The sequence below is a fragment of the Caballeronia sp. INML2 genome (genome assembly GCF_023631365.1).
Classification (GTDB): Bacteria; Pseudomonadota; Gammaproteobacteria; order Burkholderiales; family Burkholderiaceae; genus Caballeronia; species Caballeronia turbans.
Genome location: NZ_JALQDH010000005.1, coordinates 173,437 through 194,190, shown reverse-complemented (window position 1 = coordinate 194,190; position 20,754 = coordinate 173,437). Strand labels below are relative to the sequence as shown.

Genomic DNA, 20,754 nt, shown 5'->3' with positions numbered 1-20,754 from the left:
GGGGTGGGGGGGGGGGGTGTTGTTTTTAAACGCGGGCGGGGGGGGCGCGGGGGGGGCGGGGGGGGGCGGCGCCGGGGGGGGGGGGGGGGCGGCCCCCCCCCCCCCCCGCCCCTATCTCAAGCCTTCGAATTGCGGCGGCTCATCTTCCAGAGCGCGCCGATCGCGATCGGCACGATCGCGGCACCGATTCCCACCAGCACGATCACGTTCAGATACTGCTTGATGAACGGAATGTTGCCGAAGAAAAAACCGAGCAGCACCAGCAACAGCACCCAGACGAGCGCGCCCAGAATATTGAACAACTGAAAGCGCGCGTGACTCATCGACGATACCCCCGCGACGAACGGCGCGAAGGTCCGTACCACCGGCACGAAACGCGCGATCACGATCGTCTTGCCGCCGTGCCTCTCATAGAAGTTATGCGTCTTCTGCAACGCGGCCCGGTCGAGAAAGCGCTCCAGCACGGGAATGTTCGTGTCGAAGACTTTCGGTCCGATGGCGCGGCCGATCCAGTAATTCACCGTGTTGCCGGTCACCGCCGCGATGAGCAGCAACGCGATCAGCGCGAGGAGATCCATCTCGTGCGACGCGGCGAAGGCTCCGCCGATGAACAGCAGCGAATCGCCCGGCAAGAACGGGAACACGACGAGTCCGGTTTCGCAGAACACGATCAGGAACAGCACCGCGTAGACCCAGGCGCCGTAATTCTGGATGAAGACACCGAGCGACTTGTCGATGTGAAGAATGAGTCCCAGGAATTGCAGCAACGTGTCCAAAAATCTTTCCTCGAAAAGTTGCGCCGGCGCCGGAAAAGCGGCGCATCGGCATCGAAAGCGGGAGTCGCGCCATGATACCGAAGTGGTACATCGAGCCGGTTAAAAAAACCGTATCCAGGCGTCATTGTGCGGCGCGTTGGCGGGCATGGACGGATGCGCCCGGTCGAGCCAGAGGCGAAACGGGCGAAACGTTGCGAATCGTTATAATTTCGGCATGTCCGACCTCAACGAACCCTCCGCTGGCGATTTGACCGCCGACAGCGTGCGCCGTTCGCGCGCGATCGCCCCGCTGCCCGACCAGCTCATCAGCCAGATCGCCGCGGGCGAGGTGGTGGAACGGCCGGCGTCGGTCGTCAAGGAACTGCTGGAAAACGCGCTCGACGCGGGCGCGACGACCTTGCGCATCACGCTCGACGAAGGCGGCGTGAAACGCATCGTGGTCGCCGACGACGGCTGCGGCATTCCGCCGAACGAACTTCCCCTCGCGCTGATGCGCCACGCCACGAGCAAGATCCGCTCGCTCGCCGAGCTCGAAGCCGTCGCAACACTGGGGTTCCGCGGAGAGGCGATCGCGTCGATCGCATCAGTGGCCGAGCTGTTCATCACGAGCCGCACGGAAAGCTGCCCGCACGCCACGCGCATCGACGCGCAGACCGGCGCGATCTCGCCGGCGGCCGGCACCGTCGGCACGACGATGGAAGTGCGCGAGCTGTACTTCAACACGCCCGCGCGCCGCAAGTTCCTGAAGAGCGAGCAGACCGAGCTCGGACATTGCCTCGACGTGATCCGCCGCACCGCGCTCGCGCGGCCCGACGTCGCGATTTCGGTGATGCATAACGGCAAGGCCGTGGAGCACTGGAACGCGAGCGATCCGCAAACGCGCGTCGCGAAGATTCTCGGCGAGGTGTTCGAAACCGCGCATCTGCCGCTCGACGAACGCGCCGGGCCGCTCGCCGTCTACGGCTGCGCGGGCCTGCCCACCGCGAGCCGCGGCCGCGCCGACCAGCAGTATTTCTTCGTGAACGGCCGCTTCGTGCGCGACAAGCTGCTCACGCACGCGGTGCGCGCCGCGTATGAAGACGTGTTGCACGGAAATCGCTATCCGGCGTACGTGCTGTTTCTCGATCTGCCGCCCGAATCCGTCGATGTGAACGTGCATCCGTCGAAGATCGAGGTACGCTTTCGCGATTCGCGCTCGATCCACCAATATGTCTTCCATGCCGTGCAGCGCGCGCTCGCCCGGCATGCGGGCGCTTCGCCGGAGACGACATCGGGCGGCCACGCGGCGCAGTTGCAGCCGACCGGCCCGGCGTCGTTCAGTGCGAAGCCATTTGCCGGTGCGCCCGACACACTGCATCTCAAAAGCGAGAACGGCACGAACTGGATGCGCCAGTCGCGCATGACGCAGGGCACGCTGCCGGTCGCGCAGCCGCTCGCGCTGTATGACGCGCTGTTCGGGCGCAAGGACACCGGCGCGGGCACGCCGAACGCGACGACTTCCATCGACACGCCTTACCCGAGCGCGGACGAGCGGCCCGCGGCGCCGGTCATGGCAAACGACAGCGCACTCGATCACGCCGGCGAACAGCCGCTCGGATTCGCCGTCGGCCAGATTCACGGCATCTACGTGCTGGCGCAAAACGCGCGCGGCCTCGTGATCGTCGACATGCACGCCGCGCACGAGCGCATTCTCTATGAGCAGTTCAAGCACGCGCTCGCCGACCGGGCGATCGCGGTGCAGCCGCTTTTGATTCCCGTGTCGATGACGGCCGAACCGGTCGAGATCGGCACCGTCGAGGAAGAGCGCGACACGCTCGATGCGCTCGGTTTCGATCTCGCGGTGCTGTCGCCGACATCGATCGCGATCCGCGCCGTGCCCGCGCTGCTGAAGGACGCCGATCTGCAATCGCTCGCACGCGCCGTCCTTGCCGACCTGCACGCCTACGGCGGATCGCGCGTGCTCACCGAGCGTCAACACGAATTGCTGGGCACGCTCGCGTGTCACAACGCGGTGCGCGCGAATCGCCGGCTCACGCTCGACGAGATGAACGCGCTCCTGCGCCAGATGGAAGCGACCGAGCGCGCCGATCAATGCAATCACGGCCGGCCGACGTGGTATCAGCTCACGCTCGCCGATCTCGACCGCCTTTTCATGCGCGGACAATGAGCGATACCGCTTTGCGTGTGGCGTGTCTGCTCGGGCCGACGGCCTCGGGGAAAACGGCGGCGGCGCTCGCGTTCGCGGCGCGGCATCCGGTCGAGATCGTCAGTGTGGATTCGGCGCTCGTCTATCGCGAGATGGACATCGGCACGGCCAAGCCGAGCGCTGAGGAGCGCGCGGCGGCGCCGCATCATCTGATCGACATCATCGATCCTGCCGAGAGCTATTCCGCCGCGCAGTTTCGCGCGGATGCGCTGCGGCTGGTCGGCGAGATCATCGCGCGGGGCAATGTGCCGTTGCTGGTCGGCGGCACGATGCTGTACTACAAGGCGCTGACGCAAGGCCTGAACGATCTCCCCACCGCCGACGCCGACGTGCGCGCGACGCTCGACGCCGACGCCGCACGCGACGGCTGGCCCGCACTGCACGCGCGGCTCGCGGCGGTCGATCCGAAAACGGCCGCGCGGCTCGCACCGAACGACTCGCAGCGTATCCAGCGCGCGCTCGAAATCTTCATGCTGACGGGACAACCGATGTCCACGCTCCTCGCCGCACCGCGTACCCAGCACGTGGATGCGCCGTATCGCTTCGTGCCGGTCGCGCTGGAGCCGTCGGATCGCGCGGTGCTGCATGCACGCATCGCCGCGCGCTTCGATGCGATGCTCGCGCACGGTTTCATCGACGAAGTGAAGCGGCTGCGCGAGCGCGGCGATCTCGATCTGTCGATGCCGTCGATGCGCTGCGTCGGTTATCGGCAAGCGTGGGAATACCTCGACGGCGCAACGCGCTACGACGAGATGCGCGACAAGGGCATCTTTGCGACGCGGCAGTTATGCAAGCGGCAGTTGACGTGGTTGAGAGCGATGCCGGAGCGCGTCGTGGTGGATTGCTGCGCGGGGGATGCGACCGAGCGGGCAATGGAAGCACTCGTTCGCGTTCCGAAAGTCTGAAAAAGCAGACTGAAATATTGCGTGTAATCGTTTCAAAAAGCTAGCATCTTCCAATCCGCCTGATAGTGCAAAAAATGCACTATCAGGCGGAAACGCTACACGGCTCAAACCGAATTCCTTCGCGTCGATCTTTCGAAAGTTCTATTCGACGGAACCATGCAAGACTTAAGAAAAAGAGCGCCGGCCGTCCCATATATGACGTCAAAACGCTCGGCGGGTACCAAATCTCGAGACCAGCAGGCGGGGGCGCTGACAGCGGCCGATTCCTGACTGCCGATGACATGTATGTCGAGTATCAAGGTAAAGTTTATCTAGGCGACCTAATCTCTTCCGGAACGCGTTTGACCGCACCCGTTTCCGAATCCTCGACAACATTCCACTATCATCTGACGGCTCCGCGCCCGGCCTTCAACAAAATCGCCGCCGCGTTCCTCACAAGACAACTTGGATCTACTCCCGAGCATGACGTTATGTACATTCCTGGTAGTTGTTATTCAGACGATGTATTTAGATGGGGATTCGGCATACCAAAGTCGCTGCGGCTATTGAACCAATTGATAGGCCAAGGCAACCGTAACCGCCCCACCCAAAAAACAAAAACCCTCGCGCAAAGCGAGGGTTTTTGCCTTCAAATCAGCCCAATCGCGCGGCGCTCATACCACCACCGTCTGCGCCTCCCCTTCCTTGCTCTCGCGCACGACGCCAATCTTCCACACCTGCTCGCCCGCAGCCGACAGCAAACCGGTAGCCGCATCGGCATCTTCCGCCGCGACGATCACCGCCATCCCGATGCCGCAATTGAACACGCGATGCATCTCCGCATCCGCGACGCCGCCGTGCTTCCGCAGCCAAGCGAAGAGCGGCGGCAGCGGCCACGCGCGATGATCCAGCTCGGCCGTGAGCCCTTCGCGCAGCACGCGCGGAATGTTTTCGACGAGACCGCCGCCCGTGATATGCGCCATGCCCTTCACGGTCACGCTTTGCATCGTCGAAAGCAGCGGCTTCACGTAGATGCGCGTCGGCGCCATCAGCGCGTCGGCAAGCGAGCGGCCGTCGAAGTCGGCGTTCAGATCGGGATTCGCGCGCTCGATGATCTTGCGCACCAGCGAATAACCGTTCGAATGAATCCCGCTCGAAGCCAGCCCGAGCACCACGTCGCCCGGCTTGATCGTGCTGCCGTCGATGATCTTGCTCTTTTCCACCGCGCCGACCGCGAAGCCCGCGAGGTCGTATTCGCCATCGGGATACATGCCCGGCATTTCCGCCGTCTCGCCGCCGATCAGCGCGCAGCCCGCCAGTTCGCAACCCGTCGCGATGCCCTTCACGACGTCGGCGGCGGTGTCCACGTCGAGCTTGCCGCACGCGAAGTAATCGAGGAAGAAGAGCGGCTCGGCGCCCTGCACGAGGATGTCGTTCACGCTCATCGCGACGAGATCCTGGCCGACGGTGTCATGACGGTTCAGCGTGAACGCGAGGCGCAGCTTCGTGCCTACGCCGTCCGTGCCCGACACGAGCACCGGCTCCTTGTACTTCTTCGGCACTTCGAAGAGCGCGCCGAATCCGCCGATGCCGCCCAGCACGCCGTCGCGCAAGGTTTTCTTGGCAAACGGCTTGATCCGGTCGACGAGCGCGTCGCCCGCGTCGATGTCCACGCCCGCGTCGCGATACGACAAACCTTGGGCGTCTGGAGCGGATTTCGGTTGATTCATGGGGAGGGAAGCAAGAAGGTCGGTAAAATGCGATTTTACCCGATGATGACCCGACGACGGTCGGCAGGCCGGATTTTCCCGCGTTCGCCAGAAATCGCGAAGGCGCTCTTTTCGAGATCGAAGCCGGTCTGAAAAGCGCCCGAGCCACGGCCGCACAGGGCGCTCCGCTGCGGCTTTGCGCGTACACCCGTGGCTCATCCGGCAGTTTTCAAGATATGCCCGACTCAAGGCCCGACGACACCGATCTCCCGTGCAACGCCAACTGACGCTCGATCTGGGCACGCCGCCGCCCGCCACCTTCGACAATTTTTTCGCCGCCGGCAATCACGAACTGATCGCGCGGTTGCGCGAGCTCGAAGGCGCACTCGCGGCCGGGCCGGTCGCCGACCGCACGTTCTACGTGTGGGGCGAGCCGGGCAGCGGCCGCAGCCATCTGCTGCAGGCGCTCACGCACGAGGCGAACGGCCATGCGCGCTACCTGAGCCCGCAAAGCGCGCTCAACGCGTTCGGCTTCGATCCGCGCGTGACGCTTTACGCCGTCGACGATTGCGACCGCCTGTCCGCCGCGCAGCAGATCGCCCTCTTCAATCTCTTCAACGAAGTGCGCGCGTATCCGTCGAGCGCGCTCGTCGCCACCGGCAACGACGCGCCGCTCGCGCTCACCGTGCGCGAAGATCTGCGCACACGGCTCGGCTGGGGCCTCGTGTTCCATCTGCAGCCGCTTTCCGACGAAGCGAAGGCGTCGGTGCTGAAGCACGCGGCGCGCGAACGCGGCATCGTGCTCGCCGAGGACGTGCCCGGCTATCTGCTCACGCACTTCAGGCGCGACATGCCGAGCCTCATGGCCCTGCTCGACGAGCTCGACCGCTTCTCGCTGGAGCAAAAGCGCGCGGTGACGCGCCCGCTCCTGCGCACGATGCTCCAGCAAACGGGCCGCGCCGCGCCGCTCGTTCCCGTGTCGGCGCAAGAACGGCCGTCCGGCGCGCCGTCCGATCTCCCCGGCGATCCGCTCGACCCCGATCCCCGCGCGGCCGCGCCGGACAACGCCCCGACCCGCTTCAAGTAAAATGCGCACCCATGAACCTCGCCCTCTTTGATCTCGACCACACGCTCATTCCCACCGACAGCGACCATGAATGGGGCCGCTTCATGGTGAAGCTCGGCATCGTCGACGGGGAATCCTTCGCGCGTCAGAACGACGCCTTCTACGCCGATTACAAGGCGGGCGTGCTCGACATCAACGCGTATCTGCACGCGATGCTCGCGCCGCTCGCGAAATACTCGCGCGAGCAGCTCACCGACTGGCACGCGCAGTTCATGCGCGAGGTGATCAATCCGCGCATCGTGCCGGCCGCCGTCACGCTGGTGCGCGAGCATCAGGACAACGGCGACCTTTGCTGTCTCGTCACGGCGACCAACGCGTTCATCACCGCGCCGATCGCGGAAGCCTTCGGCATCGAAACGTTGATCGCATGCGAAGTGGAAACCGTGGACGACCATCCGCACGGCGCGCTCACCGGCCGGCCGACCGGCACGCCGAGCTATCGCGAAGGCAAGATCGTGCGGGTCGAGCAATGGCTCGCATCGATCGGCAAGACGCTGTCCGACTTCAGGCACAGCTATTTCTACAGCGACTCGCACAATGACATCCCGCTGCTGGAGCGCGTCACCGATCCAGTCGCGACCAACCCCGACGACACCCTGCGCGCGCATGCGCAAGCCAAAGGCTGGCGCATCCTGAACCTGTTCGACACACGTGATTAAAAAACTCATCCGCAAGCTGTTCGGGCAAGAAAGCGCCGACTCCAACGAAAGCGCAGCGAACGACACGACGGCGGCTTCGCCCGACGCCAAGCCCGCTCGCAAGAGCACGCGCAAGAAAGCCGCCGCGCCCGTGAAGCGCGACCCGAATGTGCCGGTGATCCTGTCGTCGGACATTCACGGCATCGATCCGTCGCTGATCTCGAAGAACGCGGTCCGCGTGACCGACGGCTTGCAGCACGCGGGGCATCGCGCGTTCATCGTCGGCGGCGCGGTGCGCGATCTGCTGCTCGGCGTCGCGCCGAAAGACTTCGACGTCGCGACCGACGCCACACCCGATCAGGTGCAGAAGCTCTTTCGCCGCGCGCGCATCATCGGGCGGCGCTTTCAGATCGTGCACGTGCAGTTCGGGCAGGAGATCATCGAGACATCGACGTTTCGCGCGTTGATGGACGCCCCGCCCGAGCCGGTGTCGGAGCCGCCGCGCCGCCTTAAACGCGGCGAGCTCGATGGCCGCACGCATGCCGTCGATGCGAGCGGCCGCGTGTTGCGCGACAACGTCTGGGGCGAGCAGCACGAAGACGCCACGCGCCGCGACTTCACTATCAACGCGATGTACTACGATCCGGCCACGCAAACCGTGCTGGACTATCACGACGGCATGGCCGATATCCGCGCGCGCCTGTTGCGCATGATCGGCGATCCGGCCACGCGTTATCGCGAAGATCCGGTGCGCATGCTGCGCGTCGTGCGCTTCGCGGCGAAGCTCGGCTTCGAAATCGACGAGGCCACGCGCGCGCCGATCAAGGATCTCGCCGACCTGATGAACAACGTGCCGGCCGCGCGTCTCTTCGATGAAATGCTGAAGCTGCTGCTCTCGGGTCATGCGCTCGCGTGTCTCACACGGCTGCGTCAGGAAGGCTTGCATCATGGCGTGCTGCCGCTGCTCGACGTCGTGCTCGAACAGCCGCACGGCGAGAAGTTCGTCACGCTCGCGCTCACGAGCACCGACGAGCGCGTGCGCGCCGGCAAGCCGGTTTCGCCGGGCTTTCTCTTCGCCACGCTCTTGTGGCACGACGTGCAGACGCGCTGGCAGCAATACACCGCGAACGGCGAGTATCCGGTGCCTGCCTTGCATCGCGCGATGGACGATGTCCTCGACATGCAGACCGAGAAGCTCGCGATCCACAAGCGCTACTCGTCGGATATGCGCGAGATCTGGAGTCTTCAGCATCGGCTGGAAAAGCGCGGCCGCAGCGCGCTGAAGCTGCTGGAACACCAAAGATTCAGAGCGGGGTATGATTTCCTGCTACTGCGTTGCGAATCGGGCGAACTCGATGCGGCCATCGGCCAGTGGTGGAGCGACTTCATCGACGGCGATCATGCCGAGCGCGAAGCACTGTTGTCGCAAGGCGGCAAGGAGCGCAACGGCCCGAAGAAGCGCAGGCGCCGCAGCAACGCGAAACGCCGCTCGGGCGAGCCGGGTGCGCCGGTCGAGCAGGCTGAACAAGGAAACGATGGCGACACGATCTCGAGTGCGGCGAACAAGCGCGAAGACGCCGACAACGAGTAACGCCGGTTTTGGTTACAGTAGCGAAGAGCGACGTTGCTTTCCTCGCTTTTCGCTGTGACCCACGCGTAGGACTTCTGCCATGACGATTGCTTATCTGGGCCTGGGGGCGAATCTCGGCGATGCGCGCCAGACCCTGAAAGACGCAGTCGTGTGTCTCGCTCAGCAACACACGATCACCGTGCTCGCGAAATCGAGCCTCTATCGCACCGCCCCGATCGATGCATCGGGCGACGACTATTTCAATTGCGTCGTCAAGCTCGAAACGAGCCTGCCGGCGCGATCGCTTCTGCGCCTGTGTCATCACATCGAAGAGCAGTTCGGGCGCGAGCGGCCGTATCGCAATGCGCCGCGCACGCTCGATCTCGACATCCTGCTGTACGGTGCATCGAGCATCGACGAAGCGGATCTCGTCGTGCCGCACCCGCGCATGACCGAGCGCGCCTTCGTGCTCGTGCCGCTCATCGAACTCGAGCCGGATCTCATTCTTCCCCAACGCGGCCGCGCGGATGCGTTCATCGCGGGCGTCGCCGATCAGCGCATCGAAAAAGTCGCGACATGCCAGTGCATGGTCGGAACGAACCCGCGCGACGCCGACGCAACCGCCGTCTCATCCAACCACAAGACAGACTGCCGATGAGCGCTCCACCACTCACCGTGACCGCGCCGCAACTGCGGCCGCCGCATCGTTACATCGCGATCGAAGGGCCGATCGGCGTCGGCAAGACGACGCTCGCGACGCTGCTCGCCGAACGCTGGTCGATGCGCACGCTCTTCGAGCGTCCGCAGGACAATCCGTTTCTCGAACGCTTCTATCGCGACACCACGCGACACGCGCTCGCCACGCAATTGAGTTTCGCGTTACAGCGCGCATCGCAGACGCAGGAAGCCGCCGATATCGTGACGAGCGGCGCCGCGTTGATGACCGACTTCCTCACGCAGAAGAGCGATCTCTTCGCGCGCCTCACGCTCCCCGACGACGAGTTCCAGCTCTACAAGGAGGTCGCCTCGCGCATACGCTCGAGCGGCCCCGCGCCCGATCTCGTCGTCTATCTGCAGGCGAGCCCTGAAGTGCTCTTCTCGCGCATCCAGAAACGCGCGCTGCCGATGGAGCTGCAAATCTCCGATTCGTATCTGCGCGCGCTCTGCGATGCTTATAACGACTTCTTCTATCACTATGACGCGACGCCGTTGCTCACCGTGAATGCGGAGCACCTGAACCCGCTCGAATCGGACGACGATCTCGCGCTCCTGATCGAACGCATCGAATCAATGCGCGGACGCAAGGAATTCTTTGTCAAAGGCGTATCGGTTTGAGCGCGTCGCGCGGCCCCGCCCTCTTTAGCGACTCTTTAGTGAAACGATCATGACGTATCTGCAGGAAACGAATCGCTCGACGATCACCGTACCCAAGCTTCAATCCATGCGCGAGGCCGGCGAGCGCATCGCGATGCTCACGTGCTACGACGCGAGCTTCGGCGCGCTGCTCGACCGCGCGGGCGTCGATGTCATGTTGATCGGCGATTCGCTCGGCAATGTGCTGCAAGGGCACAGCACGACGCTGCCCGTCACGCTCGCCGACATTGCCTATCACACGGCATCCGTCGCGCGCGGCAACCGGAGCGCGCTCATCGTCGCGGACATGCCGTTCGGCACGATCGGCTCGAAGGAAGATGCCTATGCGAACGCCGTGCAACTGATGCGCGCGGGCGCCCAGATGGTGAAGATCGAAGGCGGCGAATGGCTCGCGGACACCGTGCGCTTCCTCGTCGAGCGGTCGATTCCGGTATGCGGGCACGTCGGGCTCACGCCGCAATCGGTGCACGCGTTCGGCGGCTTCAAGGTGCAGGGCAAGTCCGAAGCGGCGGCCGAACAGATGAAGCGCGACGCCATCGCGCTGCAGGAGGCGGGCGCCCAGCTGCTCGTGATCGAAGCGGTGCCGACGCTGCTCGCGCGCGATGTCACGCAGGCGCTTGCGATTCCGACTATCGGCATCGGCGCGGGCATCGACTGCTCGGGACAAGTGCTCGTGCTGCACGACATGCTCGGCATCTTTCACGGCAAGCGGCCTCGCTTCGTCAAGGACTTCATGCAAGGCCAGCCGAGCATTTTCGCGGCCGTCGAAGCGTATGTGCGCGCCGTGAAGGACGGCAGCTTCCCGGGTCCCGAGCACACGTTCTGAGCGATGCCGTGAACGCGGGCCACGCCTTTCGATGTCTGCGCCCACGAACTGAGTTTTTTCGTACATACTGCCGAGCTTCCTGCGCGTACCCTTGCCCATAGTCACTAAAAAGAGCGAGAACGATCATGTGGCACGTCCTTCCCGATGAATATGTCCGAGCCCAACTGGCCGTGGGCTCGCTCGTCGCGCTGGGCGTGGCGCGTGTGGTGGCGGCGGGAATCGGTGCGCAGCATCACTGGCGCATTGCGGCGGTGACGCGCTGGTTCATCGGCGCGGCGTTCGTATTCTGCCTGCCACAATTGCTCGAAGTGCTGTTCGTCGTGGATTCACATACCGCGTTCGTCGAACTGCAGGGCAAGATCATCGGCTGCGCAGTGGCGCTCTTTTGCGCGCCGATCGTCTCTCACAAACTCGGCTACGAATAAGCGCGCGCTCAGCCCGCCAGCGCCGATCCCGGCACGCTGTGCGACAGCACGGCCGCTGCCACGAACACGCCGGCCATCATCACTGCTTCCATGCGCATGACGTTGATGACCGTGTGAGCGTCCATCGTCGATGCAGAGCGTTGCAGACGCGGCAACGCCGACCATCGATTCAGCGCGCCGAACGCGAGCGCCGCCGCGACCAGCGCGATCTTCACGATCAACGCGTGGCCCCAGGTGCTCGCAGTGAGCGTCGCGAGAGAGCCGGCGGCGCCGCGCCACGCATTGAACACGCCCGTCAGGACGACGAGCACGACCGCCAGCGACGCCGCTCGCGACATGCGCGCAACCGTGCGGATCAAAGCCGCGCGCGCCACCGAGGTATCGAGCGCCGGCAACACGAACGCGCCCGCGATGACGATGCCACCCCACGCCGCGGTCGCGAGCAGATGCAGCGTTTGCACACCTTCGGCGAAGGAGAACGCGCCCGCGTCGGCTGCGTGGCCGATCGCCGACTTTCCCGCAGCGACGATCAGCGCGGCGAGCACCGTCGATACGATCCGCGAAATCGATAGCGGCGCGCCGCTCGCCGCGAGCAACAAAAGCACGCTGCCCGCGAGCGCGACCGACCAGCCGATGCCCACGTGCGTGCCCGTCGCGACGAGCCACAACGACGCGCCCGCTTGCAGGATGGGCACGCCGCTCATTGCCGCCGACTGCAGCCACAAAGAAACGAAGTTGCACGAAACCAGCACGATTGCAGCGATCAGACCCCCGCGCGCGGCACGCCGACATCCCTGCCGCGCGGGCAAAACGGCCGAAGGTGGCGCGAACGCCTGTTCGCGCGACAGCCAGCCGGCCAAGAGCAACGCGCCGAGCGTGCAGGCAAAGGCGAGATCGGCGAGCGCCGCGAATGCCGTCTGCGCAAGCCAGAGAGGATCGTCGTTCATCATGCGGGACCGGTCGCGGCGCGAACGTGCATGGCAGAAGGGAAGCTCATCGAAGGAAATCTGCGGAGTCTAAACGAACGTCCAGGTTGCAGCACAGCATCGAACGTCGACGAAACGCCTTGAATTTTTGTCGGCCGCTTCCGAAACTGCATGAAGCGCATCGATCGGGCGTCTTTGCGTCGAGTCGATTATTTGTCGAAAGGCAATGGACGACTCGTGCCTATTAAGTTCGTCGCGGGTGGTCAATAGCCACGCGGCAAATTGTCGCGAATGCGCTGCAGCGGGACTTAGAGCGAGATTGTGTCAAATAGTCATCATCATGCATCGATGATAGAATGCCGCGTCGCATCAGAGGCTCGTCGAGCCGCTGTGGCCGTGGTCCGCCACCCACCGCCCCCTGCGTGGCCGTGGTTCGCCACCTTCGCACCGAGCCGCACGAAGCTCGGCAGGTCCCCGAATTTCATGGAGTGTCGCGTGTTTTCAAGACGCATTTTTCGTCCGCTGCTCGCTATGGCTTTTGCCTCGGCTCTGGTAGGCAGCGCGGGCGTTTTCAGCTCCGCCGCGCAGGCGCAAAACCAGCCGATCGCACCGGACACGATGGCCGCGCGCGTGCAAGGCTGTACGGCGTGCCACGGCGTTCATGGTGAAGGCACGGACAACGACTACTTCCCGCGTCTTGCCGGCAAGCCGGCCGACTATCTGTACAACCAGCTCCAGAATTTCCGCGAAGGCCGGCGCAAGTACCCGCCGATGAACTACCTCGTCACGTATCTCTCGGACGATTATCTTCATCAAATCGCGACGTACTTCTCGAATCAGCGGCCGCCGTATCCGCCGCCTGCCAAGTCGAACGTCTCCGCAACGACGCTCGCGCGCGGCCAACAGATCGTCCTGAACGGCGATGCATCGAAGAACATTCCCGCGTGCGCGGCCTGCCACGGCAAGGGTCTGACCGGCATGCAACCGGCCATTCCGGGCCTCGTCGGTCTGCATTCCGACTACATCAGCGCGCAAGTCGGCGCATGGAAGTCGGGCACGCGTCACGCGAAGGCGCCCGATTGCATGCAGCAGATCGCCTCGCGCCTGACGGATGACGACGTGACCGCCGTCGCCGCCTGGCTGTCCACGCAACAAGCACCCGCCAACCCGGTGCCCGCGCCCGCTGGCTCGTTGAAGATGCCGCTCAAGTGCGGCAGCGAACCGCAATAAGGCGTCTGGAGCGACAACAAAATGAAACGCAAGTCCCTGTTCGCACTTTCCTCGGCTGTCGTGGTGGCAGCCGTCGCAGCCGGCGCCGTTCTCTGGTCGGGCGGCGACAACCTGCATTCGGGCGGCGCCATCGCGGCGACGCCGGCCGACAAGGCCGCGCTCATCAAGCAAGGTGAATATCTCGCGCGCGCCGGCGACTGTATCGCGTGCCACACGGTGCGCGGCGGCAAGCAATTCGCGGGCGGCCTGCCGATGGCCACGCCTTTCGGCACGATGTTCACGCCGAATATCACGCCTGACGATCAATACGGCATCGGCAAGTGGACCTCCGACGACTTCTATCGCGCCATGCACACGGGCCGTTCGAAGGACGGCAGCCTGCTCTACCCCGGCTTCCCGTTCACGAGCTACACGAAGGTCACGCGCGCCGACTCCGACGCGATCTACGCGTACCTGCGTTCCGTGCCGCCCGTTTCCGAGCCCAGCCGTCCGCATGAACTGCGCTTCCCGTTCAACAACCGCAACCTGCTGATCGGCTGGCGCACCCTCTTCTTCAGCGAAGGCGAATACAAGCCGGATCCGACCAAATCGGTCGAGTGGAATCGCGGCGCGTATCTGGTCGAAGGCCTCGGCCATTGCGCCATGTGCCACACGTCGATCAACGCGATGGGCGGCCCTGTCAGCTCTGCAGCCTTCGCCGGCGGCCTGATTCCGTTGCAGAACTGGTACGCGCCGTCGCTCACGTCGAACAAGGAAGCGGGCCTCGGTGACTGGGACCTGAAGGACATCAACGATCTGTTGAAGACCGGTGTGTCGCAGCGCGGCGCGGTGTTCGGCCCGATGGCCGAAGTGGTTCACAACAGCCTGCAGTACATGACCGACGCGGACGTCAACGCGATTTCGACGTATCTCAAGTCGATCCCGCAGAAGAAGGAAGCGCCGGAAGTCATGCAGCTCGAGACGTCCGAGAAATTCGGCGGCGAACTGCTCACGCTCGGCAAGAAGGTCTACACCGAGAACTGCGCGAAGTGCCACCAGGAAAACGGTCTTGGCAAGCCGCCGGCTTATCCGCCGCTCGCCAACAACCAGTCGATCCAGATGCCGTCGGCCGTCAACCCGATCCGCATGACCTTGAACGGCGGCTATCCGCCGAGCACGGAAGGTAATCCGATGCCGCACGGCATGCCGCCTTTCGCGCAGTCGCTGTCGGACACGGAAGTTGCTGCAGTCGTGACATACATCCGTATGTCGTGGGGCAACCACGGCACGCCGGTGTCGCCGCAACAGGTGAGTAATCTGCGTTCGGCGCCGCTCGACTGAGGTCCGCGGCGGCCTTCCGCCAATAGAGCGTACAATACGCATTTGGGGCGCAGCCTTCGTAGTTGGGGCCGCGCCCCTTGTTTTTTGGCGGATCGATCATGCACACAGGCGAGCGTTTCAACAGCATCAGCCATCTGATCGGCGCGCTGCTGTCGGTGGCAGGCCTGGCCGCGCTCGTCACGATGGGCGCGCTCGACGGAGACGCGTACAAGGTCGTCAGTTTCGCGGTGTATGGCGCGATGCTGTGCGCGCTCTACATCATCTCGACGCTGTATCACTGCGTGCGCACGCCGCGCATCAAGGCGATACTGCAGAAGTGCGATCACTCGGCCATCTACTTGTTGATAGCCGGCAGCTATACGCCGTATACACTGGTGACCTTGCGTGGTCCCTGGGGCTGGTCCCTCTTCGGCGTGAGTTGGGGGCTTGCGGTGCTCGGCATTACGCAGGAACTGACGCTCGGGCGCCGAACCCGCAGCGTATCGATGGTGCTGTACGTGTTGATGGGATGGCTCGCGCTCGTAGCCATTCATCCGCTCGTGACGGCGCTACCACCCGCGGGAACCGCGTGGCTGGTGGCGGGCGGCGTCGTGTACACCGCGGGCATCTGGTTTTTCATCAACGACGAGCGTATTCGGCACGGACACGGAATCTGGCATCTGTTCGTGCTCGCAGGCAGCCTGTGTCAGTTTGTGAGCGTCGCGCGCTACGTCGCGTGAGCGTCGGCTGAAACGGGCGCCGCCGCGTCGAAGTGTCCTTCGATGCAACTTGGCGCCAGATGACGTGTCTTGATAGCACGTCGACCCTCGCGGCAACGTCCGGCAATCGCTGATCGCCGAATGACCCGCCGCCCGATTTTTCTTCGAGCGATGCACATGCGCTCTGCCGGCCGAACCATGATTCGCCGCAGCCTGATTCGCATGCGCGCCGTTCGACACAACGAACAAGTATCCAATCTATGTCTTTTGATTCACTCGGTCTGTCGGAACCTCTGCTTCGCGCCGTCAACGAACTCGGCTATTCCAGTCCCACTCCCATCCAGCTTCAGGCGATTCCCGCCGTTCTGAAAGGCGGCGACCTGCTCGCGGGCGCGCAGACCGGCACGGGCAAGACCGCCGGCTTCACGCTGCCGATCCTGCAACGCCTGTCGCAACTGGCACCCGCCACGGGCGGCGCGAAACGCCCGGTGCGCGCACTGATCCTCACGCCGACGCGCGAACTCGCCGCGCAGGTCGAGGAAAGCGTCCGCGCGTACGGCAAGTACCTCAAGCTCAAGTCGACGGTGATGTTCGGCGGCGTTGGCATCAATCCGCAGATCGACGCGCTGCGCCGTGGCGTCGATATCGTCGTCGCGACGCCGGGACGTCTGCTCGACCACATGCAGCAAAAGACGATCGACGTTTCGCAGCTCGAAATTCTCGTGCTCGACGAAGCCGATCGCATGCTCGACATGGGCTTCATCCACGATATCAAGCGCGTGCTCGCGCGCCTGCCGGCGAAGCGCCAGAATCTGCTGTTCTCGGCCACGTTCTCCGACGAGATCAAGGCGCTCGCCGACAACCTGCTCGATTCGCCCGCGCTGATCGAAGTCGCGCGTCGCAATACGACGGCCGAGAAGGTCGAGCAGAAGATTTACCCCGTCGATCGCGATCGCAAGCGCGAACTGCTCACGCATCTCATCCGCGGCAACAACTGGTTCCAGGTACTCGTCTTTACGCGCACGAAGCACGGCGCGAATCGTCTCGCCGAGCAATTGACGCGCGACGGCATCAGCGCGCTCGCGATTCACGGCAACAAAAGCCAGTCGGCGCGCACGCGCGCGCTCGCCGAATTCAAGGATCAGACGCTGCAAGTGCTGGTCGCGACGGATATCGCGGCGCGCGGCATCGACATCGATCAACTGCCGCATGTCGTGAACTTCGACTTGCCGAACGTGCCGGAAGATTACGTCCATCGCATCGGCCGCACGGGGCGCGCGGGCGCGGAAGGCGAAGCGGTATCGCTGGTATGCGTGGACGAGCATCAACTGCTGAAGGACATCGAGCGCCTCATCAAGCGGCCGATTCCGTGCGAGGTGATTCCGGGCTTCGAACCGGATCCGAATGCCAAGCCGGAGCCGATCCAGCGCCGCAGTCAAGGGCGCGGCCAGGGACAAGGTCAGGGGCGCCAGAATCCGCGCAACGGCGAAGGACGTCCGAATGGCGAATCGCGTCCGAAGGGCGATGCACGCCCGAGCGGTGAAGCGCGCCGCAACGGCGAGCCGCGCCGCGAAGGCAGCCGTCCGAGCGGTGAGGCCCGCGGCGCGCGGCCGGCGAAAGCAAACAATGGCGGCGCTCAGCCTTCGCGTGAAACTCGCAATCACAGCAAGCCGAACGTCAACACGACTTCGGCGCCGCGACGTCAGGAGCCGGCGCAGACGGGTCACGCCGCGAACGCGCGCAAACCGGGACCGGGGGGCAACCCTGGCGCGCTGCTTAGTGGCCGGCGTGATGCGTTGCGATCGGGCGATCGCAGTCGCTAATACGTTCGATGCAAGCTGGCGCGACGCTCGAATGCGTCGCGTCGAGGTTTCAGGCGGCGGCGCTCGCCGCCCGCTTCAGCCATTCGAGTTGCTCGCGCCAGCGTGCGAGCGCCGGTTGCGCGTCAGTCAATTCGAAGACGATTCCATTCGTGAGTCGCGCATATCCCACCCGCTGTATTTCACCGCTCTCAATAGTCCCGACGAAGCACGCCAGCGGCACATCGTCGAGCGGCACGCGGCGCGCGTCCAGATGCACCTGATAGAACGCGTCGTCGAATACGAAGGCGAGAGTCGCGCGTCCGGTCGCGGTGACCGCCTGCGCAGTCCGTGACGACGGCCATAGTGCGAAGGCGAGTGTGCGCGCATCGGGCGCAAGCAGTTCGCCGGCGCCGAGCAGCGCCGTTCGCACGCGATGGGCGCGATCGGCAGCGCATAGCGATGCGGTAAAACCAGCATCGGCGTCGGCGAGCGTGCCGTCGAAAAGCGCGCGCAACTCGGGCGGCCACTCGTCGAAAACGGTGTGCGATGACAGCGATGGCTGCGGCGTGTCGTGATCGGACATAGAAAAATGCCGGCTTTGAACCGGCATCGTCGAGAAAGATTAACGGAAGAACAACTGCGTCATCTTCGAGAGCGGATAGTGCACGCCCGGCTGAATGCGCGCGGGCAAGTCGAGCGGCTTGAGCAGCATCTTGATGGCCTGATCCGCGGACAGATTGCGCCGCACGAGCGCATTCACGCGCGCGGACAGTTCGCGGTTGTACTCGGCATCCTGCGCACGCTCCGGGTAACGAATGGCGAACACGTGCCGCAACGCGATTTCCGAATCTTCGCTCTTCAATTCGATCACGCGCCGCACAAGAGCGCCGAGCACGGCGATGCGGCCATTGCCTTCGATCTTGTTCCACTTCTTGAAGAAGTGAAAGAAGTGCTTATAGTGCCGCACTTCGTCCGTACGGATATTGTCGGTGATCTCCTTCAGCACCGGTTCATCCGAACAATCGTTGATCGCGCGGTAGAGCGTGGCCGTCCCCGTCTCGACGACACAGCGCGCCACCATTTCGAGCGCGCGCTTCTTCTCGAACTCCTCGTAAGAGCACGTCAGCGAATATTCATCGAAGAAATTCCTGAACGCGGTGTCCCAGTCGAACTCGGGCCACACATGATTGATGTATCTCTTGAGCGCCCGGCCGTGCTGCATCTCTTCGGGCTCCCACTCGTTATTCAGCCACGCCGATATCTCGGGGTCGTCATGAAAATACTTGCTGAGGTTGCTCGTATAAAGATCGGTGCCGCTCTCGATGAACGAGCAGGCACACAACAACAAAAGAAGATGCTCGTTGGATGCCGCCTTCTGGCGATCGATCCGCGTGAGATCGATATCTTCGATGCGCCAAGGCATCACGTGTGTACTGTCTGTATGCATATATCGCGCTCCCAGGCTGGACCGAACGCGCCATCGGCCAACGAGAGACGGCCGACGTTCAGGCGACGCCGTGAACGGTTCGATCCTGGCGTCCTTAAATTCAAGTGTTAGCGGCTGCTTTTTCATCTTAGCCGCCCTGCAACGAGTTTGCAGACATGGGGACAGACTCACGTGCGGCGCGCCGGTTCCGTGCGTGCCGATTTCTTACAACGTCAGGCGAGCGGCAGCCGGTGCGCGAGCATGAAACGCGCCGATATTTGAGTGCTGTGTGCTGGAAATGAAAAAAGGCGGCCGAGGCCGCCGATTCTTACGCGTTCGAGGTATTAGTGTGCGGTTCTTACGCAGCAAGACGTGCCACACGCATGCGCCAGGCGACGATAGCCAGCGAAACCCCGGACAGCGCGGCGGCCAGCAACACGTAGTAACTCGGCGCGAGTTTGTCGCCGGTGACGTGAATGAACGCTTCGACGATCGTCGGCGCGAAACCGCCGAACAGCGTGACACCGAGCGCATAGCCGATCGACAGGCCTGTTGAGCGCACCCGCGTCGGAAAGATCTCGGACATAAGCGCCGGCATCGGACCGGAGTATGCCGCCTTCAGAATGCCCGCCGCCGATTGCAGCACGACGAGCGACGCGACCGTCGGATGCGCCTGAAGCCACGCAAACATCGGATAAATCGTTACGCCCATGAAGATCGAGGTGCCGAGCATGATGCGGATGCGCCCGAGCCGATCGGAGAGCGCGCCCATCAACGGGGAAAAAATGAACTGAAGTCCGCCATTGAGCACCACGACGGCGAACGATGCCGTCGCCGGAAGATGCAACTGCTTGACCGCGTACATCGGCATATAGAGTTGCAAGACATAGACGCCGACAGTCGATTGCGCCACGATGCCCACGGCAAGCAGCAGGTTCAGCCATTGATTCGCGAACGAGATGCCGGGGTCGCTTGCCTTCGCGCTGGCACGCGTCGCGAGAAACTCCGGCGTTTCGTCCAGGTGCGAACGGATGTAATAGCCGACCGGCCCGACAAGTAGACCGAAGACGAACGGGATGCGCCAGCCCCAGCTTTCGAGTTGCGCTGGCGGCAGCCAGGCGCTCAGAACCGAGCCGAACGCCGCAGCCATGATCGCGGCGAGCCCTTGGCTCGCGAACTGCCAGCTCGCGTAATAGCCACGCCGCGCTTCGCTGTGCTCGACCATGAACGCGGTCGCGCTGCCGAACTCGCCGCCGACCGCGAAACCTTGAACAAGGCGCGCGAGCAGGATCAGCAGCGGCGCCGCGATGCCGATGTGCTGATACGAAGGCATCACGGCCATGGTGAGCGTGCCGATCATCATCAGCAGAATGGCGAGCGTGAGCGCGGCTTTGCGCCCTTTGCGGTCGCCGTAGATACCGAGCACGATCGCGCCCAGTGGCCGCATCAGGAACGAAATGCCGAACGTGCCGATGGCCAGCATCGTCGAGAGCCATTCGTCGTTCGACGGAAAGAACGCCTTCGCGATGACCGTTGCGAAATAGCCGTAGACGAGAAAGTCGAACCACTCGAGTGCGTTGCCGATCGACGACGAGAACACGATGCGGCGGATCATCGCCTTCGATGGCGCTGCTTTCGGGGCCAGCGTTTCGGCGTTCGTGGCCGCCGCACTCGGAGCATCGGGCGCTCCATATATTCGTTCGTTCATGAATTCTCCTCCCCTTCCCTGATCCTGGTTTCGTGCCGGATGCGGCTGGAACAAGCGTGCACATCCCGCTCGCTACCGAAACTCAGCGATCGTTGCGCATTTTTTGGAAA

19 protein-coding genes are annotated in these 20,754 nt (G+C 63.8%); 13 read left to right on the top strand and 6 right to left on the bottom strand.

Annotated elements, in window-relative coordinates; translation table 11 throughout:
- Positions 1-116 precede the first annotated feature (116 nt).
- Positions 117-776 carry a VTT domain-containing protein gene (locus NCT32_RS02255; protein ID WP_061117726.1) on the bottom strand — a complete coding sequence of 220 codons (660 nt, stop codon included), beginning with the start codon at positions 774-776 and terminating at the stop codon, positions 117-119.
- A 214-nt stretch (positions 777-990) separates the two neighbouring features.
- On the opposite strand from NCT32_RS02255, the gene mutL reads away from it, so the two are divergent.
- Together mutL and miaA are read left to right on the top strand one after the other, a co-directional pair.
- Positions 991-2,943, top strand: coding sequence for a DNA mismatch repair endonuclease MutL (gene mutL / locus NCT32_RS02250; protein ID WP_061117727.1), 1,953 nt, complete (start codon positions 991-993; stop codon positions 2,941-2,943).
- Entirely contained in the window at positions 2,940-3,887 is a 948-nt protein-coding gene (miaA, locus tag NCT32_RS02245) for a tRNA (adenosine(37)-N6)-dimethylallyltransferase MiaA (protein WP_061117728.1), read from the top strand. The genes mutL and miaA overlap by 4 nt, the downstream gene beginning before the upstream one ends.
- A gap of 653 nt (positions 3,888-4,540) precedes the next feature.
- Here the strand turns inward: miaA and purM are convergent.
- On the bottom strand, positions 4,541-5,596 hold the full coding sequence (gene purM, locus NCT32_RS02240) for a phosphoribosylformylglycinamidine cyclo-ligase (RefSeq protein ID WP_061117729.1): 1,056 nt from the start codon (positions 5,594-5,596) through the stop codon (positions 4,541-4,543).
- Between the two features lie 250 nt (positions 5,597-5,846).
- Between purM and hda the strand changes: the two genes are divergently transcribed.
- The 7 genes from hda (at position 5,847) to NCT32_RS02205 (ending at position 11,534) form a co-directional block, all read left to right on the top strand.
- The gene (gene hda / locus NCT32_RS02235) at positions 5,847-6,662 is read left to right on the top strand and encodes a DnaA regulatory inactivator Hda (protein WP_061117730.1); all 816 of its coding nucleotides are present in this window, start codon (positions 5,847-5,849) and stop codon (positions 6,660-6,662) included.
- An 11-nt stretch (positions 6,663-6,673) separates the two neighbouring features.
- Entirely contained in the window at positions 6,674-7,360 is a 687-nt protein-coding gene (locus tag NCT32_RS02230) for an HAD family phosphatase (RefSeq protein ID WP_061117731.1), read from the top strand.
- Positions 7,353-8,930: a polynucleotide adenylyltransferase PcnB gene (pcnB, locus tag NCT32_RS02225; protein ID WP_061117732.1), complete on the top strand. Its 1,578-nt coding sequence runs from the start codon at positions 7,353-7,355 to the stop codon at positions 8,928-8,930. Before NCT32_RS02230 ends, pcnB begins: the two co-directional genes overlap by 8 nt.
- A 79-nt stretch (positions 8,931-9,009) precedes the next feature.
- Positions 9,010-9,567 (top strand): 2-amino-4-hydroxy-6-hydroxymethyldihydropteridine diphosphokinase, encoded by a 558-nt coding sequence (folK, locus tag NCT32_RS02220; protein WP_061117733.1) that lies wholly within the window; start codon positions 9,010-9,012, stop codon positions 9,565-9,567.
- Positions 9,564-10,244 (top strand): deoxynucleoside kinase, encoded by a 681-nt coding sequence (locus NCT32_RS02215; protein ID WP_061117734.1) that lies wholly within the window; start codon positions 9,564-9,566, stop codon positions 10,242-10,244. Before folK ends, NCT32_RS02215 begins: the two co-directional genes overlap by 4 nt.
- A gap of 49 nt (positions 10,245-10,293) precedes the next feature.
- Positions 10,294-11,109 carry a 3-methyl-2-oxobutanoate hydroxymethyltransferase gene (gene panB, locus NCT32_RS02210; protein WP_061117735.1) on the top strand — a complete coding sequence of 272 codons (816 nt, stop codon included), beginning with the start codon at positions 10,294-10,296 and terminating at the stop codon, positions 11,107-11,109.
- Between the two features lie 125 nt (positions 11,110-11,234).
- Complete coding sequence (locus NCT32_RS02205; RefSeq protein ID WP_061117736.1) at positions 11,235-11,534, top strand: hypothetical protein; 300 nt, start codon at positions 11,235-11,237, stop codon at positions 11,532-11,534.
- An 8-nt stretch (positions 11,535-11,542) separates the two neighbouring features.
- Here NCT32_RS02205 and NCT32_RS02200 read toward each other — a convergent pair whose 3' ends face one another.
- Positions 11,543-12,481 (bottom strand): CopD family protein, encoded by a 939-nt coding sequence (locus NCT32_RS02200; RefSeq protein WP_061117879.1) that lies wholly within the window; start codon positions 12,479-12,481, stop codon positions 11,543-11,545.
- Between the two features lie 462 nt (positions 12,482-12,943).
- Between NCT32_RS02200 and NCT32_RS02195 the strand changes: the two genes are divergently transcribed.
- From NCT32_RS02195 to NCT32_RS02180, 4 genes are all read left to right on the top strand, one after another.
- The gene (locus NCT32_RS02195; protein WP_061117737.1) at positions 12,944-13,690 is read left to right on the top strand and encodes a cytochrome c; all 747 of its coding nucleotides are present in this window, start codon (positions 12,944-12,946) and stop codon (positions 13,688-13,690) included.
- Positions 13,691-13,711: 21 nt separating this feature from the next.
- A complete protein-coding gene (locus tag NCT32_RS02190) occupies positions 13,712-15,010 on the top strand; it encodes a cytochrome c (protein WP_061117738.1) in 1,299 nt (432 codons plus the stop codon).
- 98 nt (positions 15,011-15,108) lie between these two features.
- Positions 15,109-15,729, top strand: a complete 621-nt coding sequence (trhA, locus tag NCT32_RS02185; RefSeq protein WP_061117880.1) for a PAQR family membrane homeostasis protein TrhA — start codon at positions 15,109-15,111, stop codon at positions 15,727-15,729.
- Positions 15,730-15,968: 239 nt separating this feature from the next.
- A complete protein-coding gene (locus tag NCT32_RS02180) occupies positions 15,969-17,531 on the top strand; it encodes a DEAD/DEAH box helicase (protein WP_061117739.1) in 1,563 nt (520 codons plus the stop codon).
- Positions 17,532-17,580: 49 nt separating this feature from the next.
- Here the strand turns inward: NCT32_RS02180 and NCT32_RS02175 are convergent, their stop codons facing one another.
- The 3 genes from NCT32_RS02175 to NCT32_RS02165 form a co-directional block, all read right to left on the bottom strand.
- Positions 17,581-18,093 (bottom strand): hypothetical protein, encoded by a 513-nt coding sequence (locus tag NCT32_RS02175; protein ID WP_061117740.1) that lies wholly within the window; start codon positions 18,091-18,093, stop codon positions 17,581-17,583.
- A 39-nt stretch (positions 18,094-18,132) separates the two neighbouring features.
- Entirely contained in the window at positions 18,133-18,957 is an 825-nt protein-coding gene (locus NCT32_RS02170) for a ferritin-like domain-containing protein (RefSeq protein ID WP_061117741.1), read from the bottom strand.
- 337 nt (positions 18,958-19,294) lie between these two features.
- A complete protein-coding gene (locus NCT32_RS02165; protein WP_061117742.1) occupies positions 19,295-20,644 on the bottom strand; it encodes an MFS transporter in 1,350 nt (449 codons plus the stop codon).
- Between the last annotated feature and the right edge of the window lie 110 nt (positions 20,645-20,754).

What these genes read in the sequence shown, in the direction of transcription:
- mutL (WP_061117727.1), top strand. Translation starts at nt 991, where the DNA reads ATGTCCGACCTCAACGAACCCTCCGCTGGCGATTTGACCGCCGACAGC.
- miaA (WP_061117728.1), top strand. Translation starts at nt 2,940, where the DNA reads ATGAGCGATACCGCTTTGCGTGTGGCGTGTCTGCTCGGGCCGACGGCC.
- purM (WP_061117729.1), bottom strand. Translation starts at nt 5,596, where the DNA reads ATGAATCAACCGAAATCCGCTCCAGACGCCCAAGGTTTGTCGTATCGC.
- NCT32_RS02230 (WP_061117731.1), top strand. Translation starts at nt 6,674, where the DNA reads ATGAACCTCGCCCTCTTTGATCTCGACCACACGCTCATTCCCACCGAC.
- folK (WP_061117733.1), top strand. Translation starts at nt 9,010, where the DNA reads ATGACGATTGCTTATCTGGGCCTGGGGGCGAATCTCGGCGATGCGCGC.
- NCT32_RS02215 (WP_061117734.1), top strand. Translation starts at nt 9,564, where the DNA reads ATGAGCGCTCCACCACTCACCGTGACCGCGCCGCAACTGCGGCCGCCG.
- panB (WP_061117735.1), top strand. Translation starts at nt 10,294, where the DNA reads ATGACGTATCTGCAGGAAACGAATCGCTCGACGATCACCGTACCCAAG.
- NCT32_RS02205 (WP_061117736.1), top strand. Translation starts at nt 11,235, where the DNA reads ATGTGGCACGTCCTTCCCGATGAATATGTCCGAGCCCAACTGGCCGTG.
- NCT32_RS02200 (WP_061117879.1), bottom strand. Translation starts at nt 12,481, where the DNA reads ATGAACGACGATCCTCTCTGGCTTGCGCAGACGGCATTCGCGGCGCTC.
- NCT32_RS02195 (WP_061117737.1), top strand. Translation starts at nt 12,944, where the DNA reads ATGGAGTGTCGCGTGTTTTCAAGACGCATTTTTCGTCCGCTGCTCGCT.
- NCT32_RS02190 (WP_061117738.1), top strand. Translation starts at nt 13,712, where the DNA reads ATGAAACGCAAGTCCCTGTTCGCACTTTCCTCGGCTGTCGTGGTGGCA.
- trhA (WP_061117880.1), top strand. Translation starts at nt 15,109, where the DNA reads ATGCACACAGGCGAGCGTTTCAACAGCATCAGCCATCTGATCGGCGCG.
- NCT32_RS02180 (WP_061117739.1), top strand. Translation starts at nt 15,969, where the DNA reads ATGTCTTTTGATTCACTCGGTCTGTCGGAACCTCTGCTTCGCGCCGTC.
- NCT32_RS02175 (WP_061117740.1), bottom strand. Translation starts at nt 18,093, where the DNA reads ATGTCCGATCACGACACGCCGCAGCCATCGCTGTCATCGCACACCGTT.
- NCT32_RS02170 (WP_061117741.1), bottom strand. Translation starts at nt 18,957, where the DNA reads ATGCATACAGACAGTACACACGTGATGCCTTGGCGCATCGAAGATATC.
- NCT32_RS02165 (WP_061117742.1), bottom strand. Translation starts at nt 20,644, where the DNA reads ATGAACGAACGAATATATGGAGCGCCCGATGCTCCGAGTGCGGCGGCC.